Origin of the sequence: Pseudomonas sp. NPDC089408 (assembly GCF_044749445.1) — a bacterium.
GTDB lineage: Bacteria > Pseudomonadota > Gammaproteobacteria > Pseudomonadales > Pseudomonadaceae > Aquipseudomonas.
Genome location: NZ_JBIVHY010000004.1, coordinates 326,078 through 344,479 on the forward strand (window position 1 = coordinate 326,078; position 18,402 = coordinate 344,479).

Genomic DNA, 18,402 nt, shown 5'->3' on the forward strand with positions numbered 1-18,402 from the left:
AGCATGAAACCCGACGATTTCGTGGGTTGTGCAAAGGTGACCGACCCATAAGCGGTCTTCCTTGCTGTATTTCACCGTTGCTCTTTGTCCTCGATACTCCATGTCATCTGGCCCTTTGCTCATCCCATTTCGATGGCCGCAAGATAAAGGATTTGGCATTGGGAATGGGCTGAGCCGCTTGTAGGAAAGCGCCTGGATTGAGGTGCGGGCCGCAATCCAGGCTTCACGCTCAATGCTTGATCATCACATGCCGCACACAGGTGTAATCCTCCAGCCCATACATCGACATATCCTTGCCATACCCCGAATGCTTCTGCCCGCCATGGGGCATTTCGCTGACCAGCATGAAGTGGGTATTCACCCAGGTGCAGCCATACTGCAGGCGCGCGGCCAGGCGGTGGGCGCGGCCGGTGTCACGGGTCCAGACCGATGAGGCCAGGCCATAATTGGAGTCGTTGGCCCATTCCAGTGCCTGCGCTTCATCGGTGAAGCGGGTGACCGACACCACCGGCCCGAACACTTCGTTGCGCACGATTTCGTCATCCTGCAGGGCATCGGCCAGCACGGTCGGCTGGAAGAAGAAACCCTCACCCTCGATGGCCTTGCCGCCAGTCACCAGGCGGATGTGCGGCTGGGCGATGGCGCGCTGCACCAGGCCGGCGACCTTGTCGCGGTGCTGGGCGCTGATCAGTGGCCCCAGTTCAGTATCCTCGGCGTCCTGCAGGCCGGGTTTCAGGGTAGCGACCGCTTCACCCAGGCGCTCGACAAAACGCTCGTAGATGCCGTCCTGCACATACAGGCGACACGCTGCCGTGCAATCCTGGCCAGCGTTGTAGAAGCCGAACGTGCGAATGCCGTCGATGGCCGCGTCGATGTCGGCATCGTCGAACACCAGCACCGGCGCCTTGCCGCCCAGTTCCATGTGCATGCGCTTCACGCTGTCGGCGGTGGCGCTGATGATGTGCGCGCCGGTGGGGATCGAGCCGGTCAGCGAGACCATGCGCACCTTGGGGTGGGTGACCAGCGGGTTGCCAACCGTTTGGCCACGGCCAAAGAGAATGTTCAGCACCCCCGGTGGCAGCAGGCCCTGTGCCAGTTCGCCCAGGCGCAGGGCGGTCAGTGGGGTCAGCTCGGAGGGTTTGATCACCACCGTGTTGCCGGCGGCCAGGGCCGGGGCGATCTTCCACGCCAGCATCATCAACGGGTAGTTCCACGGTGCTATCGAGGCCACCACCCCCAGCGGGTCGCGGCGGATCATCGACGTGTGGCCCGGCAGGTACTCGCCCGCCGCCGAGCCGCCCAGGCAGCGTGCGGCACCGGCAAAGTAGCGGAACACGTCGGCAATCGCCGGGATCTCATCGTTGAGCGCGGCGCTCAGTGGTTTGCCACAGTTCTGCGACTCCAGCCGGGCCAGTTCATCAGCATGCGCTTCAATGGTGTCGGCCAGGTTCAGCAGGGCCTGCGAACGCTCCTTGGGGCTGGTTTGCGACCAGCTGTCGAAGGCCTGGTCGGCAGCGCGCACAGCGCTGTCCACCTGCGCTTCGGTGGCTTCGTTGATCTGCGCCAGGGCTGTGCCCTGCGCCGGGTTGAGCACGGTCCAGGTCGGGCCTTGGCCGGCGACCAGCTGGCCATTGATCAGCATCTGCGTTTGCATCGGAACTCCTCCAGGGTCATTTGCCGCTGCCCGCGACGCTTTCGCCGCCACGGGTCAGGTAATAGGCGCCAAGGATCGGCAGCATGGTCACCAGCATCACCAGCATGGCGACCACGTTGGTTACCGGCACGTCGCGCGGGCGGCTGAGCTGGTTCAACAGCCAGATCGGCAGGGTGCGTTCGTGGCCGGCGGTAAAGGTGGTGACGATGATTTCATCGAACGACAGGGCAAAAGCCAGCATGCCGCCAGCCAGCAGTGCCGAGCCGAGGTTGGGCAGGATGATGTAGCGGAAGGTCTGCCAGCCATCGGCGCCGAGGTCCATCGAGGCTTCGATCAGGCTCTGCGAGGTCCGCCGCAGGCGGGCGATCACGTTGTTGTAGACGATCACCACGCAAAAGGTGGCGTGGCCGACCACGATGGTGATCACCCCGGGTTCTATGCCCAAGGCCTTGAACGCCGAGAGCAGGGCGATGCCGGTGATGATGCCGGGCAGGGCGATGGGCAGAATCAGCATCAGCGAAATGCTCTCCTTGCCGAAAAAGCTGCGCCGGTACAGCGCCGCCGAAGCCAGTGTGCCCAGCACCAGCGCGATCAGTGTGGCCAGGCAGGCCACTTGCAGCGACAGCTTGATCGCCTCCAGCACATCGGGGCGGGCGAAGGCCACGGCAAACCACTTCAGGGTAAAGCCCTTGGGCGGGAAGCTGAACGCGGCGTCTTCGGTGTTGAAGGCGTACAGGAAGATGATCAGGATCGGGAAATGCAGGAACACCAGCCCGCCCCAGGCCGCCAGGCGCAGCCCGGTTGACGCTTTTTCAGAGTGCATCGAAGGCCCCCAGGCGCTTGACGATGGACAGGTACACGGCGATCAGCACGATCGGCACCAGAGTGAAGGCGGCGGCCATCGGCATGTTGCCGATCGCCCCTTGCTGGGCATAGACCATGCTGCCGATGAAGTAACCCGGCGGGCCGACCAGTTGCGGCACGATGAAGTCGCCCAGGGTGAGCGAGAAGGTGAAGATCGAGCCGGCGGCGATACCGGGGATCGACAGCGGCAGGATCACCTGCCAAAAAGTTTGCCCGGGGCGGGCGCCGAGGTCTGCCGAGGCCTGTAGCAAGGACGGCGGCAAGCGCTCCAGCGCAGCCTGGATCGGCAGAATCATGAACGGCAGCCAGATGTATACGAACACCATGAAGCGCCCCAGGTGCGAAGTCGACAGGGTGCTGCCACCCACACCGGGTACCGTCAGTACCAGCTGCAGCAGGCCGTCCAGATGCAGCTGCTGGACGAACCACTGAGCCACCCCGCCCTTGGCCAGCAGCAGGGTCCAGGCGTAGGTCTTGACGATGTAGCTGGCCCACATCGGCATCATCACCGCAATGTAGAAAAACGCCTTGGTCTTGCCGCTGGTGTAACGCGCCATGTAGTAGGCGATGGGGAAGGCCAGCACGGCGCTGGCCAGCGACACCGCCACCGCCATGCACAAGGTGCGCAGGATGATGTCGAAGTTCGACGGGTTGAACAGCGCGGCGAAGTTGCCCAGGGTCAGATCCGGGGTAACCGCCATGGTGAAATCGTCGAAGGTGTAGAAACCTTGCCACAACAGGTTCAACAGCGAGCCCAGGTAGATCGCGCCGAACCAGGTCAGCGGCGGAATCAGCAGCAGTGCCAGGTACAGGTTGGGGCGCCGGTACAGCACGTTGGACAGACCGCGCAGGGTGCTCATGGCAACGGCCCTGCGGTGTCTTGCAGCACGGTCATTGCCTCGCGTGGCCAGTGAGCCTGCACCCGTTGCCCGGGTTGCCAGGCCTGTGCCTGTGCCTGCCAGCGGTCGTTGGCCTGGCTGACTGCAAGCAGTTGGCCATTGTCCAGTTGCAACTCGTAGCGGGTGGCGCTGCCCTGGTACTGCACATCGCGCAAAAGCCCGCTGACCTGCACTTCATGGCTGGTTACCACCGGGTCGCCCAGGCGGATATGTTCGGGGCGGATGGAGAACGGCGCCGCGCTGCCGTTCAGCGCCACCGCCAGCTCGCCACGCACCACGTTGGAGGTGCCGACGAACTCGGCGACGAAGGTGGTGGCGGGCTTCATGTACAGGTTGCGCGGGGTGTCGACCTGCTCGATGCGGCCGCGGTTGAATACCGCTACCCGGTCGGACATCGACAGCGCCTCGGTCTGGTCGTGAGTGACAAAGATGAAGGTGATGCCCAGCTGGCGCTGCAGCTTTTTCAGCTCGCCCTGCATCTGTTCGCGCAGCTTCAGGTCCAGCGCGCCGAGCGGTTCGTCCAGCAGCAGCACCCGCGGCCGGTTGACCAGCGCCCGGGCCAGGGCCACGCGCTGGCGCTGGCCACCCGACAGCTGCGCCGGCTTGCGTGCGCCGTAGCCGGCCAGGGCGACCATCGCCAGGGCTTCTTCGGCGCGGCTGTGGCGTTCGGCCTTGGCCACGCCTTTTACTTTCAGGCCGTAGGCGATGTTGTCCAGCACGTTCATGTGCGGGAACAGCGCGTAGTCCTGGAACACGGTGTTGACGTCACGCTGGTAGGGCGGCACGCCGGCGGCCTCCACCCCGTGGATGCGGATCGAGCCGCTGGAGGGTTGTTCGAAGCCGGCGATCAGGCGCAGGCAGGTGGTCTTGCCCGAGCCGGACGGGCCGAGCATGGAGAAGAACTCGCCATCGATGATGTCGATGCTGACGTGGTCGACGGCCTTGACCTCGCCGAAGGTGCGGGAAACCTGGGTGAACTGGACGGCTAGGGGCATGCGTGGGCTCCGGAAAACTGGCTTACTCCTGTTGTGGCCTCTTCGCGGGTAAACCCGCTCCTACAGGAGAAGCGCCACCCTCCCAGGCGGTAAAAAACCTGTAGGAGCGGGTTTACCCGCGAAGAGGCCGCAACAGGCATTCAGGCAACCTCAGCGCCCACCCATGATCGCAATGTAATCCTGGGTCCAGCGGCTATATGGCACGAACTTGCCCCCTTGGGCCTGCGGGGTTTTCCAGAAGGCGATCTTGTCGAAGTTGTCGAAACCGTTGGTCTTGCAACCCTCGGCCCCCAGCAGCTCACTGCCGGTGCATGCCGCCGGCACTGCCGGCAACGAACCGAACCAGGCGGCCACGTCACCCTGTACCTTCGGCTGCAGTGACCAGTCCATCCACTTGTAGGCGCAGTTGGGGTGCTTGGCCTCGGCGTGCAGCATGGTGGTGTCGGCCCAGCCGGTCGCACCCTCCTTGGGAATGGTCGAGGCCACCGGCTGGTTCTCGGCCTTCAGGCCGTTGACCATGTAGCCCCACGAGCTGGAGGCGACCACGCCTTCGTTCTTCACGTCGCTCATCTGCACCGTGGCGTCATGCCAGTAACGATGGATCAGCGGCTGCTGCTGGCGCAGCAGTTCGAGCACCGCCTTGTACTGCTCTTCATTCAGCTCGTACGGGTCCTTGATGCCCAGTTCAGGTTTGGCCGACTTCAGGTACAGCGCCGCGTCGGCGATGTAGATCGGCCCGTCGTAGGCCTGCACGCGGCCCTTGTTCGGCTTGCCGTCAGGCAGGTCCTGCGGCTCGAACACCACGCCCCAGCTGGTGGGTGCCTGCTTGAAGGTGTTGGTGTTGTACAGCAGCACGTTCGGCCCCCACTGGTACGGGGTGCCATACACCTGCTTGTCGACCACGTACCAGCCACCGTTCTGCAGGCGCGGGTCGATGTTCTTCCAGTTGGGGATCAGCGCGGTGTTGATCGGCTGCACCCGCTTGCCGACGATCAGCCGCAGCGAAGCATCGCCCGAGGCGGTGACCAGGTCGTAGCCGCCCTTGGTCATCAGGCTGACCATCTCGTCCGAGGTGGCGGCGGTTTTCACGCTGACCTTGCAGCCGGTTTCCTTTTCGAAGCCGGTCACCCAGTCGTAGGCCTTGTCGCTCTCACCGCGCTCGATGTAGCCGGGCCAGGCGACGATGTCCAGGCGCCCCTCGCCGGGCCCCAGGGCCTTGGGCGGCTCGGCGGCCTGCAGGCTGGCGCTGGCCAGCACGGCGCAGGTGGCGGCGCCGAGCAATGCGGTCTTGTGCACTGACATGTTGTTCCCTCTTTATTGGCGATCTTGTTCGGGGCAGACATCAAGCAAGCAGTGAAGCAAGTTATAAGCGTAGTGCGCAGGTGCGGGGTATTGGCGATATCGAGTCTAGTTGGCTTTTGGCCCGCTAACGCAACATCCGGAAGCAAATCCTCGCTGGCGCGTGATTCGCCAAGCCTTACTCTGGCGGTTGAATTCCGTTATGTGGAGACGCGCGCATGAATACCCGTGGCCTGCTTGACCAACTGCTCCGATCCGGCCAGCAACTGCTCGACAAGAAAGCCGGCCCGGCCAACGCCAGTGGTGCTGCCGGGGGCCTTGGCGGGCTGCTGTCGGGGGCGGGCGGTGGCCTGTTGGGCGGTGGTGCCCTGGGCCTGTTGCTGGGGAGCAAGAAGGCCCGCAAGTATGGCGGCAAGGCATTGACCTACGGTGGCCTGGCCGCACTGGGCGTGCTGGCCTACAAAGCCTATGGCAACTGGCAGGCCAACCAGCAGGTGGCCGCCGCCGAGCCGCAGACCCTCGACCGTTTGCCCCCGGCCCAGGCCGAGCAGCACAGCCAGGCGGTACTGCGCGCGCTGGTAGCGGCGGCCAAGTCCGACGGCCATATCGATGAACGTGAGCGGGCGTTGATCGAGGGTGAATTCACCCGCCTCGACAGTGACCGCGAACTGCAGCACTGGCTGCATGCCGAACTGAACAAGCCGCTAGACCCGGCCGAAGTGGCCCGCGCCGCGCAAACGCCGGAAATGGCCGCCGAGATGTACCTGGCCAGTGTGATGATGGTCGATCAGGATAACTTCATGGAACGTGCCTACCTGGATGAGCTGGCCCGCCAGCTGCGCCTGGACCCGGGGTTGCGTCAGGAGCTGGAAAGCCAGGTGCGGTTGGCTGCAGGCCAGTAAGCGACGCGGTCCGAGTGTAGGAGCGGCCTTGTGTCGCGATCGGGCCGCAGCGCGGCCCCGGCGATATTTGCCATGATGCTGGGCCTTGGGGCCGCTATGCGGCCCGATCGCGACACAAGGCCGCGCCTACCAATAAGATGCGCCTACTGTGTCGCCAGCCGCACTTCACCCGCATAACCGTAAGGCCTCTAGGCTATACTTCGGCGATTTTTCCCGCTCGTTGTGAATTCCTGAGGGCTGAATGTGAAGAACTGGACCTTGCGCCAACGGATCCTGGCAAGTTTCGCCGTGATCATTGCCATCATGCTGCTGATGATCGTGGCCGCCTACTCGCGGTTGGTGGCCATCGAAACTGCTGAGGAGGCGGTGGGCACCGACAGCATCCCCGGGGTCTACTACAGCTCGATGATCCGCAGCGCCTGGGTCGACAGTTACGTCACCAGCCAGCAGTTGGTGGGGCTGTCCAACCGCCGCGAAATCACTTCAACCGACATGGAGCTGTTCAAGGGCTTCGAAGACCGCTTGAAGCAGCACATGGCCAGCTACCAGTCCACCATCCAGGACCAGGACGACCAGGCCCGTTTCAACCAATTCATCCAGCTGGAAGAAACCTACGTGAAGATCGTTGGCCAGGTGCTGGACGCCTACCGCCAGCACAACTACGACGAAGCGCAGCGGTTGATCACCGAGGTGCTCACACCGGCTTGGGTGGAAGGGCGCAAGCACCTGAACGAAGTGATCGAACACAACCGCGCCGCCGCCGACGCGGCCACCAACGATATCGTCAGCGCAGTGAGTACGGCCAAGGGCAGCATGATGGTTTCGCTGTTGCTGGCAATCATCGCCGCCGGTATCTGCGGCCTCTTGCTGATGCGCGCGATCAGCGCACCCATGCAGCGTATCGTGCACGCCCTTGACAAACTGCGCTCGGGCGATCTGAGCGTGCGCCTGAGCTTGGACCGCAAAGACGAATTCGGTGCCATCGAAAGCGGCTTCAACGAAATGGCCGAGGCCATCGCTACCCTCGTAGCCCAAGCCCAGCGTTCGTCGGTACAGGTGACCACTTCCGTGACCGAAATTGCTGCCACGTCCAAGCAGCAACAGGCCACCGCAACCGAAACCGCCGCCACCACCACCGAAATCGGTGCCACCTCGCGGGAAATCGCCGCCACCTCGCGTGACTTGGTGCGCACCATGACCGAGGTCACTTCTGCCGCCGACCAGGCTTCCAGCCTGGCAGGTTCCGGCCAGCAGGGCCTGGCGCGCATGGAAGAAACCATGCACCAGGTGATGGGTGCCGCCGACCTGGTCAACGCCAAGCTCGGCATCCTCAACGAGAAGGCCAGCAACATCACCCAGATGGTGGTGACCATCGTCAAGGTCGCCGACCAGACCAACCTGCTGTCGCTCAACGCCGCCATCGAAGCGGAAAAGGCCGGCGAGTACGGCCGCGGCTTTGCCGTGGTGGCCACCGAAGTGCGGCGCCTGGCCGACCAGACCGCCGTGGCCACCTACGACATCGAGCAGATGGTGCGCGAGATCCAGTCGGCGGTGTCGGCCGGGGTCATGGGCATGGACAAGTTCTCCGAAGAAGTGCGCCGCGGTATGTTCGAGGTGCAGCAGGTGGGCGAGCAACTGAGCCAGATCATTCACCAGGTGCAGGCCCTGGCGCCGCGCGTGCTGATGGTCAACGAAGGCATGCAGGCCCAGGCCACCGGCGCCGAACAGATCAACCAGGCGCTGGCCCAGCTCAGCGATGCCAGCACCCAGACCGTCGAGTCGCTGCGCCAGGCCAGTTTTGCCATCGATGAGCTGAGCCAGGTGGCCGCCGGCCTGCGTGGCGGCGTGTCGCGCTTCAAAGTCTGACCGTGATGAACGACTTGCAACCGCACGGCGCGCGGGCGGAAAACGCCAAGGGGGCGCTGTACCTGCAGTTTCGTATCAAGGACCAGCGCTTTGCCCTGAGCGTGCACGAGGTCATCGAGGTGCTGCCGCGTCAGCCGCTCAAGCCCATTGCCCGGGCACCGGCCTGGGTGGCGGGCATTGTTGCCCACCGCGGCTTGCTGGTACCGGTCATCGACCTTGCCGCGTTGAGCTTTGGCACGCCAGCGGCGCACCGCACCAGCACGCGTCTGGTACTGGTGCATTACCGTGTCGGCCTGCAGCTTGGCCTGATCCTGGAACAAGCCACCGAAACCCTGCGCTGCCACCCCGAAGAATTTCAGCCTTATGGGGTGGACAGCGGCCAGGCGCCGTACCTGGGGCCGGTGCGTCAGGATGCCCAGGGGCTGTTGCAGCGCATCGAGGTCAATGACCTGCTGCCCGACGCCGTGCACGGATTGTTGTACACGCAAGACCCGACAGGGATGCCGACATGATCGAACAGCGTTTCTTCCGCTTCTTGCGCGAGCGCATTGGCCTGGACGTGGACTCGGTGGGCGCGCCCATGGTCGAGCGTGCGTTGCGCCAGCGTTGCGTGGCCGTGGGCGCCACGGACCTGGACGATTACTGGCTGCGCCTGCAGCAGTCGAACGACGAGCAACAGGCACTGATCGAGGCGGTGATCGTTCCGGAAACCTGGTTCTTCCGTTACCCCGAATCCTTCACCGCGCTGGCCAGCCTGGCGCACAAACGCCAGGCCGAACTGGCCGGGGCACGACCGCTGCGGCTGCTCAGCTTGCCATGCTCCACTGGCGAGGAACCCTATTCGCTGGCCATGGCTTTGCTCGACGCCGGCATGGCACCGGCTGCGTTCCTGATCGACGGCATGGACATCAGCCCCGGCTCAGTGGCCAAGGCCGCGCATGCGGTATATGGGCGCAATGCCTTCCGTGGCAGCGACCTGGGCTTTCGCGAGCGCCATTTCGAGGCCCTCGATGAGGGCCACCGCCTGCATGAGCGGGTGCAGCAGCAAGTCAGCCTGCAAGTGGGCAATGTGCTCGACCCGGCGCTGAGCAGCCGTGACGGCCTGTACGACTTCGTGTTTTGCCGCAATTTGTTGATTTATTTCGACGTGCCCACCCAGCAACGCGTGTTCGAAGTGCTCAAGCGCTTGCTGCACCCACAGGGCGTGCTGTTCATCGGCCCGGCCGAGGGCAGCTTGCTGGCACGCCTGGGCATGCGCCCGCTGGGGGTCGCCCAGTCGTTTGCCTATGTGCGTCAGGAAGGCGCCAGCGCGCCATTGTCAGCGCCACCGCCGCCGCCACCGCCGCCACCCGCCAGGCGCACGATGGCGGCGCCGGTGGTACCGGCTTACCCGCCGCCGAATCCGCCAATGCCACGCCCGTTGCGTGTGCTGCCGGTGGTGGCCAAGCCAGCGCCAGCCCATGAGTACCAGCACGAGGCCGCCAGCGAGTTGCTGGCAAATATTGCCCAGCTGGCCAATGCCGGTGCCAGCGAGCAGGCCCGGGCCGAATGCCAGCGCTATCTGGGCCAGTTCGCGCCTTCGGCGCAGGTGTACTACTGGCTGGGGCTGCTCAGTGATACCGAAGGCGATGCGCAACAGGCGCTGACGCACTATCGCAAAGCGCTGTACCTGCAACCGCAACACCCCGAGGCGTTGGTGCACCTGGCGGCCCTGCTGGCGGCGCAGGGTGACCTGGCCGGCGCTCGGCGCCTGCAGGAACGGGCGGCACGGGCTGGCCGGGAGCCTGAACGATGAACAGTGAATCCGCGATGCAGCTGCTGGCTGAGGATGACGCGCACATCGACGACTGCTGGAACCGTATTGGCGTGCATGGCGACAAGCAATGCCCGCTGCTGGAGCGGCACGTGCATTGCCGCAACTGCGAGGTGTATGCCGCAGCGGCCACACGGCTGCTCGACCGCTATGCGCTGATGCAGGATCACCCGGCCGCAGCGCAGCCGGCGGTCGAGGACCACGCTGGCCGCTCCATGCTGCTGTTCCGCCTGGGCGAAGAATGGCTGGCGCTGGCGACCGCGTGCCTGGCCGAGATCGCCCCTTTGCAGGCCGTGCACTCGCTGCCGCACCAGCGCTCGCGCCTGCTGCAGGGGGTAGCCAACGTGCGCGGCGCACTGGTGCCGTGCCTGTCGCTGGCTGACTTGCTGGGTGTGCAGGCTGGCGCTGCCGAGCAACGAAGCGGCCGGGCGATGCCGCGCATGCTGATTTTGGCCAGCGAAGGTGGGCCGGTGGTGATGGCCGTCGAAGAAATCGATGGTATTCACCGGCTCGACCCACTGCTGCTGGGCAGTGGCCAGGACGCCACGCGCTTTACCGCCGCCGTTCTGCAATGGCGTGGGCGCAGCGTACGGGTGCTGGACGATCAACACTTACTGTCTGCCGTGCAGCGGAGCCTGTCATGACCCCAGAGCAAATGCGCGACGCATCGTTGCTCGAGCTGTTCAGCCTGGAGGCCGAGGCGCAGACCCAGGTGCTCAGCGCCGGCCTGATGGCACTTGAGCGCAACCCTACCCAGGCCGATCAGCTCGAAGCCTGCATGCGCGCCGCCCACTCGCTCAAGGGCGCTGCGCGTATCGTCGGCGTGGACGCAGGCGTCAGCGTCGCTCACGTCATGGAAGATTGCCTGGTGGCCGCCCAGGAGGGCCGCCTGCGGTTGAGTGCCGAGCATATCGACGCGCTGTTGCAGGGTACCGACTTGCTGATGCGTATCGCCACGCCAGGCGATAGCGGGGCGCAGGCGACCCTGCCGGTGTTCCTTGCGCAAATGGCCAGCCTGCTCGACCTGGAGGCGCCCGCCGTGCCTGCACCGCCACCGGCTGCAGGGGGGCAACCCGCGCAGCCCCTGGCGCCGTCGCCGCTCGCCTTGCCAGCTGAGCCGCTGCGGTTACCCAGCGAGCCGTCGGAGCCAGAAGCAGAGCCAGAGTCTGAACCGGCCTTGCGGCGCAAGGCTGGCAAGCGCGGTGGCGAAGGGGGGGAGCGGGTGCTGCGGGTCACCGCCGACCGCCTCAACAGCCTGCTCGACCTGTCCAGCAAGTCGTTGGTGGAAACCCAGCGCCTCAAGCCTTACCTGGCCACCCTGCAGCGCCTCAAGCGCATGCACGGCCAGGGCATGCAGGCACTCGACGGCTTGCGCATGCAACTGGAGGACAGTGGCCAGAGCAGCGAAGTGCTCGAAGCCTTGGCGCAAACCCAGCGTCTGCTGGCAGAAACCCAGCAGATCCTGCAACAGCAGGCGGCCGACCTCGACGAGTTCGGCTGGCAGGCCAGCCAGCGCGCACAGTTGCTGTACGACACCGCCCTGGCTTGCCGGATGCGGCCGTTTGCCGACGTGCTGGCCGGCCAGAGCCGCATGGTCCGCGACCTTGGCCGCTCTCTCGGCAAGCCGGTGCGGCTGGTGGTGGACGGGGAAAAGACCCAGGTCGACCGCGATGTGCTGGAAAAGCTCGAAGCACCGTTGACCCACCTGTTGCGCAACGCCGTCGACCACGGTATCGAAGCGCCGGAACGGCGCCTGTTGGCGGGCAAACCGGACGAAGGCGTGGTCCGCCTGCGCGCCTCGCACCAGGCCGGCATGCTCAGCCTGGAACTGATCGACGACGGCGCCGGTATCGATCTGGAGCGCCTGCGCAGCAGTATTGTCGAGCGCGCCCTGTCGCCTGCCGATACGGTGGCGCGCATGAGCGAGGCGGAGCTGTTGACGTTCCTGTTCCTGCCCGGTTTCAGCCTGCGCGACAAAGTTACCGAAGTGTCCGGGCGAGGCGTCGGGCTGGATGCGGTGCAACACATGATCCGCGAGTTGCGCGGCTCGATCGAGTTGACCCAGGTGGCGGGGCAGGGGTGCCGCTTCCATCTGCAGGTGCCGTTGACCCTGTCGGTGGTGCGCAGCCTGGTGGTCGAGGTGGGCGGCGAGGCCTACGCCTTCCCACTGGCCCATATCGAGCGCACCCTGGAAGTGACCGCCGAACAGATCGTGCAGATCGAAGGGCGCCAACACTTCTGGCACGAGGGCCGGCACATCGGCCTGGTGGCAGCCAGCCAGTTGCTCAACCGCCCAATCGGGCAAAGCGACGAAGCCAGGCTGCGGGTGGTGGTAATCCGTGAGCGTGAGCAACTGTACGGTGTGGCCGTGGAGCGGCTGGTGGGCGAACGGGTGCTGGTGGTGATGCCGCTCGACCCACGGCTGGGCAAGGTGCAGGACATCTCTTCCGGCGCGTTGCTGGATGATGGCTCGGTGGTGCTGATCGTCGATGTCGAGGACTTGCTGCGCTCGGTGGAAAAACTGCTCAGTACCGGTAGCCTGGAGCGCATCGAGCGCGGCAACAGCGCTGCCCGTGGCGTGGCCCGCAAACGCATCCTGGTCGTCGACGATTCGCTGACCGTGCGCGAACTGCAGCGCAAGCTGCTGGGCCACCGTGGCTACGACGTGGCGGTGGCGGTGGATGGCATGGACGGCTGGAACGCCCTGCGCAGCGACGACTTCGACCTGCTGATTACCGATATCGACATGCCGCGCATGGACGGTATCGAGCTGGTTACCCTGGTGCGCCGCGACCAGCGCCTGCAATCGTTGCCAGTGATGGTGGTGTCCTATAAAGACCGTGAGGAAGACCGACGGCGTGGCCTGGATGCTGGCGCCGACTACTATTTGGCAAAGGCCAGTTTCCACGACGATGCGTTGCTGGATGCTGTGGTGGAGCTGATCGGAGGTGCTCAGGGATGAAGATCGCCATCGTCAATGACATGCCAATGGCTGTGGAGGCACTGCGCCGGGCGCTCGCTTTCGAGCCCGCACACCAGGTGGTGTGGGTGGCCAGCAATGGCGCCGAGGCGGTGCAGCGCTGTACCGAGCAACTGCCGGACCTGATCCTCATGGACCTGATCATGCCGGTCATGGACGGCGTCGAGGCAACCCGGCGGATCATGGCCGAAACCCCGTGTGCCATCGTCATTGTCACGGTCGACCGCCAGCAGAACGTGCACCGGGTATTCGAGGCCATGGGCCACGGTGCGCTCGATGTGGTCGATACCCCGGCACTGGGCGCGGGTGACCCCCGCGAAGCGGCAGCCCCCTTGCTGCGCAAGATCCTCAATATCGGCTGGCTGATCGGCCAGCAGCGTGTGCCGGCCGCGCGCCCGGTGGCTGCGCCGCTGCGCGAAGCTTCGCAGCGCCGCGGCCTGGTGGCGATCGGCTCGTCGGCCGGTGGCCCGGCGGCCCTGGAACTACTGCTCAAGGGGTTGCCGCGGGCGTTCCCGGCGGCCATCGTGCTGGTCCAGCATGTCGATCAGGTGTTTGCCGCGGGCATGGCCGAATGGCTCAGCAGTGCCGCCGGCCTGCCGGTGCGCCTGGCTCGTGAAGGCGAGCCGCCGCAACCGGGCCAGGTGCTGCTGGCCGGTACCAACCACCATATTCGTCTGCTACAGAACGGCCAACTGGCCTACACTGCCGAGCCTGTCAATGAAATCTACCGGCCCTCGATCGATGTGTTCTTCGAGAGCGTGGCGCGTTACTGGAGCGGTGAAGCGGTAGGGGTTCTGCTCACCGGCATGGGCCGCGATGGTGCACAGGGCCTGAAACAGATGCGTCAGCAAGGCTTTCTGACGATCGCCCAGGACCAGGCCAGCAGTGCCGTGTACGGCATGCCCAAAGCCGCTGCGGCCATCGATGCCGCCGTGGAAATCCGCCCGCTGGAACGCATAGCCGGGCGCTTGATGGAAATTTTCGGAAAATGACGACATGTATTGAATCACGCCGCCAAGCCGGTAGTGATCGGGTGAGCAGCTATGAGTGATTTACCGATCGAAGGTTTTGCGAGCAGCAACGACAACTCGGCGATGGTGCTGCTGGTCGATGACCAGGCCATGATCGGCGAGGCGGTGCGGCGTGGTCTGGCCAACGAGGACAACATCGACTTCCACTTCTGTGCCGACCCGCACCAGGCGGTGGCGCAGGCCATGCGCATCAAGCCCACGGTGATTCTTCAAGACCTGGTCATGCCTGGGCTGGATGGCCTGACCCTGGTGCGCGAGTACCGCAACAACCCGGCCACCCAGGACATTCCGATCATCGTCCTGTCAACCAAGGAAGACCCGCTGGTCAAGAGTGCGGCGTTTGCTGCCGGTGCCAACGATTACCTGGTCAAGCTGCCCGATACCATCGAACTGGTGGCACGCATTCGCTACCACTCGCGCTCCTATCTGACCTTGCTGCAGCGTGACGAGGCCTACCGTGCCCTGCGCGTCAGCCAGCAGCAATTGCTGGATTCCAACCTGATGCTGCAGCGGTTGATGAACTCCGATGGCCTGACCGGGCTGTCCAACCGTCGTCACTTCGACGAATACCTGGAGCTGGAGTGGCGCCGGGCCATGCGCGAACAGCAGCAGCTGTCGTTACTGATGATCGACGTCGACTACTTCAAGGCCTACAACGACAGCTTCGGTCACTTGGCCGGCGACGAAGCCTTGCGCCAAGTGGCCGAGGCCATCCGAGGGTCGTGCTCGCGGCCGACCGACCTGCCGGCGCGCTACGGTGGCGAAGAGTTCGCCCTGGTCCTGCCCAATACCTCGCCCGGCGGGGCGCGGCTGGTGGCCGAAAAACTGCGCCAGACCGTGCTCGGCCTGGGCATCCCGCATACCGCGCCGGTGGCTGACTCGTTCCTGACCGTGAGTATCGGCCTGGCGACCCAGACCCCAGCCGTTGGCAGCCACTGCCGGCAGCTGATCTCGGCAGCGGACAAGGGCCTGTACCAGGCCAAGGACGGCGGGCGCAACCAGGTCGGCATAGCCTGACAACCCAAACCCCTGAGGCTGATGCGCCCCCCTGTAGGAGCGGCCTTGTGTCGCGATGGGCCGCACAGCGGCCCCTACAACTTTTGCTGCGAAGCTGAAATCCTGGGGCCGCTGCGCGCCCCATCGCGACACAAGGCCGCTCCTACAGGGGTAATTGGGGCAATTCGGGCGCCCGGCGGGTCTGCCGCCCTGCGGCGGACTCGGTTATACTCGCAGGCTTTTCACCGAATTCGTGCGAGTAGTCAGCCCATGGAAATCCAACCGATCCTGAACACCATCAAGGACCTCACCGAGCGTTCCCAGTCAATTCGGGGGTATCTTTGACTACGATCACAAGCATGACCGCCTGATCGAAGTCAACCGCGAGCTGGAAGACCCCAACGTCTGGAACAAGCCCGAGTACGCACAGGCCCTGGGCCGCGAGCGTGCCATGCTGGCGCAGGTGGTCGAAACCCTGGACAAGATGTCCAATGGTCTGTCTGACTGCAAAGACCTGCTCGACATGGCCGTCGAGGAAGAAGACGAAGGCGCCGTGGGCGACGTCGTGACCGAGCTGGAAGGCCTGGAAGAAAGCCTGGCCCAGCTTGAGTTCCGTCGCATGTTCAGCGGCGAGATGGACATGAACAACGCCTACCTGGACATCCAGGCCGGCTCCGGTGGTACCGAAGCGCAGGACTGGGCCAACATCCTGCTGCGCATGTACCTGCGCTGGGCCGACAAGCGTGGTTTCGATGCCACCATCATCGAGCTTTCCGAAGGTGAAGTGGCCGGCATCAAGGGTGCCACCGTGCACATCAAGGGCGAGTACGCCTTTGGCTGGCTGCGTACCGAAATCGGTGTGCACCGCCTGGTACGCAAAAGCCCGTTCGACTCCGGCGCCCGTCGCCACACCTCGTTCTCGGCGGTGTTCGTCTCGCCCGAGATCGACGACAAGGTCGAGATCGATATCAACCCGTCCGACCTGCGCATCGATACCTATCGCTCCTCCGGTGCCGGTGGTCAGCACGTAAACACCACCGACTCGGCGGTACGTATCACCCACGTGCCGACCAACACCGTGGTGGCCTGCCAGAACGAACGCTCGCAGCACGCCAACAAGGACACCGCCATGAAAATGCTGCGGGCCAAGTTGTACGAGCTGGAAATGCAGAAGCGCAACGCCGCTTCGCAGGCACTGGAAGACAGCAAGTCGGACATCGGCTGGGGCCACCAGATCCGCTCCTACGTGCTGGATGACTCGCGCATCAAAGACCTGCGTACCGGCGTCGAGCGCAGCGACTGCAACAAGGTTCTGGACGGCGACATCGACCAGTACCTGGAAGCGAGCCTCAAGCAGGGCCTGTAAGCCGCACACCACTGCCGCGCTACCGGCCAACCGCCGGTAGCGCGTGCCCTGCCCGAAAAGGGCAACGAATACCTGATGGAAAGAATGACGACATGAGCGACCTCAAGACCGAATCGCAAGACCTGCAACAGGAAGAAAATGCCCTGATCGCCCTGCGCAAGGAAAAACTTGCCGCCGAGCGCGCCAAGGGCAATGCCTTCCCCAATGACTTCCGTCGCGACAGCTACTGCAACGACCTGCAGAAGCAGTACGCGGACAAGACCAAGGAAGAGCTGGAAGCAGCCGCGATCCCGGTCAAGGTGGCTGGCCGCATCATGCTCAACCGTGGCTCGTTCATGGTCATTCAGGACATGACTGGCCGCATCCAAGTCTACGTCAACCGCAAGACCCTGCCGGAAGAAACCCTGGCAGCGGTCAAGACCTGGGACCTGGGCGATATCATCAGTGCCGAAGGTACCCTGGCCCGTTCCGGCAAGGGCGACCTGTACGTCGAGATGACCAACGTGCGCCTGCTGACCAAGTCGCTGCGCCCGCTGCCCGACAAGCACCACGGCCTGACCGACACCGAGCAGCGCTACCGCCAGCGTTATGTCGACCTGATGGTCAACGAAGAAACCCGCCACACCTTCCGTGTGCGTTCGCAGGTGATCTCGCACATTCGCAAGTTTCTCATCGAGCGCGACTTCCTCGAAGTCGAAACGCCGATGCTGCAGACCATCCCGGGCGGTGCCGCGGCCAAGCCGTTCGAAACCCACCACAACGCCCTGGACATGGCCATGTTCTTGCGCATTGCGCCAGAGCTGTACCTCAAGCGCCTGGTGGTTGGCGGCTTTGAAAAAGTGTTCGAGATCAACCGCAACTTCCGCAACGAAGGCGTTTCGACTCGTCACAACCCAGAATTCACCATGCTCGAGTTCTACCAGGCCTACGCTGACTACCGCGACAACATGGACCTCACCGAGGAACTGTTCCGCGAACTGGCGCAGCTGGTACTGGGCAGCACCGATGTGCCATACGGCGACAAGGTGTTCCACTTCGGCGAGCCGTTCGTGCGCCTGTCGGTGTTCGACTCGATCCTCAAGTACAACCCTGAGCTGACCGCTGCCGACCTGCAGGACGTCGACCGTGCCCGCGACATCGCGAAGAAGGCCGGTGCCAAGGTGCTGGGCCACGAAGGCCTGGGCAAGCTGCAGGTGATGATTTTCGAAGAGCTGGTCGAGCACAAGCTGGAGCAGCCGCACTTCATCACCGAGTACCCGTTCGAAGTGTCGCCGCTGGCCCGTCGCAACGACGACAACCCGGCCGTTACCGACCGCTTCGAGCTGTTCATCGGTGGCCGCGAAATCGCCAACGCCTACTCCGAGCTCAACGATGCCGAAGACCAGGCCGAGCGTTTCCTCGCCCAGGTGGCCGAGAAGGACGCCGGTGACGACGAAGCCATGCACTACGACGCCGACTTCGTGCGCGCCCTGGAGTACGGCATGCCGCCGACTGCCGGTGAAGGCATCGGCATCGACCGCCTGGTGATGCTGCTGACCAACTCGCCGTCCATCCGCGACGTGATCCTGTTCCCGCACATGCGTCCGCAGGCCTGAGTGAATTGAACAAGCCGCCTTTCGAGGCGGCTTTTTCTTGCCTGAAGCATTATGTTGTCTGTACCGGCCTCTTCGCGGGTAAACCCGCTCCTACAGGGATTGCCACAGATCCTGAATGCTGTGCGGTCGTTGTAGGAGCGGC

General features: G+C 64.4%; 15 protein-coding genes. 10 read left to right on the forward strand and 5 right to left on the reverse strand.

Annotated features, from left to right (window positions below; all coding sequences use genetic code 11):
* Positions 1–229 precede the first annotated feature (229 nt).
* From ACIP02_RS09645 to ydcS, 5 genes are all read right to left on the reverse strand, one after another.
* Positions 230–1,654, reverse strand: a complete 1,425-nt coding sequence (locus ACIP02_RS09645; RefSeq protein ID WP_400615593.1) for a gamma-aminobutyraldehyde dehydrogenase — start codon at positions 1,652–1,654, stop codon at positions 230–232.
* 16 nt (positions 1,655–1,670) lie between these two features.
* Positions 1,671–2,477 (reverse strand): ABC transporter permease, encoded by an 807-nt coding sequence (locus tag ACIP02_RS09650; protein WP_400615596.1) that lies wholly within the window; start codon positions 2,475–2,477, stop codon positions 1,671–1,673.
* Entirely contained in the window at positions 2,467–3,378 is a 912-nt protein-coding gene (locus ACIP02_RS09655; protein WP_400615599.1) for an ABC transporter permease, read from the reverse strand. Before ACIP02_RS09655 ends, ACIP02_RS09650 begins: the two co-directional genes overlap by 11 nt.
* Complete coding sequence (locus tag ACIP02_RS09660; protein ID WP_400615601.1) at positions 3,375–4,412, reverse strand: ABC transporter ATP-binding protein; 1,038 nt, start codon at positions 4,410–4,412, stop codon at positions 3,375–3,377. Before ACIP02_RS09660 ends, ACIP02_RS09655 begins: the two co-directional genes overlap by 4 nt.
* Positions 4,413–4,562: 150 nt before the next feature.
* Positions 4,563–5,714 (reverse strand): putative ABC transporter substrate-binding protein YdcS, encoded by a 1,152-nt coding sequence (gene ydcS, locus ACIP02_RS09665; protein ID WP_400615604.1) that lies wholly within the window; start codon positions 5,712–5,714, stop codon positions 4,563–4,565.
* Between the two features lie 215 nt (positions 5,715–5,929).
* Between ydcS and ACIP02_RS09670 the strand changes: the two genes are divergently transcribed.
* The 10 genes from ACIP02_RS09670 (at position 5,930) to lysS (ending at position 18,260) form a co-directional block, all read left to right on the forward strand.
* A complete protein-coding gene (locus ACIP02_RS09670) occupies positions 5,930–6,613 on the forward strand; it encodes a tellurite resistance TerB family protein (protein WP_400615606.1) in 684 nt (227 codons plus the stop codon).
* 243 nt (positions 6,614–6,856) lie between these two features.
* A complete protein-coding gene (locus ACIP02_RS09675) occupies positions 6,857–8,479 on the forward strand; it encodes a methyl-accepting chemotaxis protein (protein ID WP_400615608.1) in 1,623 nt (540 codons plus the stop codon).
* 5 nt (positions 8,480–8,484) lie between these two features.
* On the forward strand, positions 8,485–8,991 hold the full coding sequence (locus ACIP02_RS09680; protein WP_400615610.1) for a chemotaxis protein CheW: 507 nt from the start codon (positions 8,485–8,487) through the stop codon (positions 8,989–8,991).
* Positions 8,988–10,274, forward strand: a complete 1,287-nt coding sequence (locus ACIP02_RS09685; protein ID WP_400615612.1) for a CheR family methyltransferase — start codon at positions 8,988–8,990, stop codon at positions 10,272–10,274. Before ACIP02_RS09680 ends, ACIP02_RS09685 begins: the two co-directional genes overlap by 4 nt.
* Positions 10,271–10,936, forward strand: coding sequence for a chemotaxis protein CheW (locus ACIP02_RS09690; RefSeq protein ID WP_400615614.1), 666 nt, complete (start codon positions 10,271–10,273; stop codon positions 10,934–10,936). The genes ACIP02_RS09685 and ACIP02_RS09690 overlap by 4 nt, the downstream gene beginning before the upstream one ends.
* Entirely contained in the window at positions 10,933–13,254 is a 2,322-nt protein-coding gene (locus ACIP02_RS09695; RefSeq protein ID WP_400615616.1) for a hybrid sensor histidine kinase/response regulator, read from the forward strand. The genes ACIP02_RS09690 and ACIP02_RS09695 overlap by 4 nt, the downstream gene beginning before the upstream one ends.
* Complete coding sequence (wspF, locus tag ACIP02_RS09700) at positions 13,251–14,264, forward strand: Wsp signal transduction system protein-glutamate methylesterase WspF (RefSeq protein WP_400615619.1); 1,014 nt, start codon at positions 13,251–13,253, stop codon at positions 14,262–14,264. The genes ACIP02_RS09695 and wspF overlap by 4 nt, the downstream gene beginning before the upstream one ends.
* 51 nt (positions 14,265–14,315) lie before the next feature.
* Entirely contained in the window at positions 14,316–15,320 is a 1,005-nt protein-coding gene (gene wspR / locus ACIP02_RS09705) for a Wsp signal transduction system regulator diguanylate cyclase WspR (protein WP_400615622.1), read from the forward strand.
* A gap of 249 nt (positions 15,321–15,569) precedes the next feature.
* Positions 15,570–16,665 (forward strand): peptide chain release factor 2 gene (gene prfB, locus ACIP02_RS09710; protein ID WP_400615624.1). Its coding sequence is split into 2 segments (ribosomal slippage): positions 15,570–15,641 and positions 15,643–16,665, totalling 1,095 coding nucleotides; the frame shifts between segments, so codons are not numbered across the junction.
* A 92-nt stretch (positions 16,666–16,757) separates the two neighbouring features.
* Positions 16,758–18,260: a lysine--tRNA ligase gene (gene lysS / locus ACIP02_RS09715; RefSeq protein ID WP_012270790.1), complete on the forward strand. Its 1,503-nt coding sequence runs from the start codon at positions 16,758–16,760 to the stop codon at positions 18,258–18,260.
* Positions 18,261–18,402 lie beyond the last annotated feature (142 nt).

Coding starts and splice junctions, on each gene's coding strand:
- ACIP02_RS09645 (WP_400615593.1), bottom strand. CDS start 1,654: ATGCAAACGCAGATGCTGATCAATGGCCAGCTGGTCGCCGGCCAAGGC.
- ACIP02_RS09650 (WP_400615596.1), bottom strand. CDS start 2,477: ATGCACTCTGAAAAAGCGTCAACCGGGCTGCGCCTGGCGGCCTGGGGC.
- ACIP02_RS09655 (WP_400615599.1), bottom strand. CDS start 3,378: ATGAGCACCCTGCGCGGTCTGTCCAACGTGCTGTACCGGCGCCCCAAC.
- ACIP02_RS09660 (WP_400615601.1), bottom strand. CDS start 4,412: ATGCCCCTAGCCGTCCAGTTCACCCAGGTTTCCCGCACCTTCGGCGAG.
- ydcS (WP_400615604.1), bottom strand. CDS start 5,714: ATGTCAGTGCACAAGACCGCATTGCTCGGCGCCGCCACCTGCGCCGTG.
- ACIP02_RS09670 (WP_400615606.1), top strand. CDS start 5,930: ATGAATACCCGTGGCCTGCTTGACCAACTGCTCCGATCCGGCCAGCAA.
- ACIP02_RS09680 (WP_400615610.1), top strand. CDS start 8,485: ATGAACGACTTGCAACCGCACGGCGCGCGGGCGGAAAACGCCAAGGGG.
- ACIP02_RS09685 (WP_400615612.1), top strand. CDS start 8,988: ATGATCGAACAGCGTTTCTTCCGCTTCTTGCGCGAGCGCATTGGCCTG.
- ACIP02_RS09690 (WP_400615614.1), top strand. CDS start 10,271: ATGAACAGTGAATCCGCGATGCAGCTGCTGGCTGAGGATGACGCGCAC.
- ACIP02_RS09695 (WP_400615616.1), top strand. CDS start 10,933: ATGACCCCAGAGCAAATGCGCGACGCATCGTTGCTCGAGCTGTTCAGC.
- wspF (WP_400615619.1), top strand. CDS start 13,251: ATGAAGATCGCCATCGTCAATGACATGCCAATGGCTGTGGAGGCACTG.
- wspR (WP_400615622.1), top strand. CDS start 14,316: ATGAGTGATTTACCGATCGAAGGTTTTGCGAGCAGCAACGACAACTCG.
- lysS (WP_012270790.1), top strand. CDS start 16,758: ATGAGCGACCTCAAGACCGAATCGCAAGACCTGCAACAGGAAGAAAAT.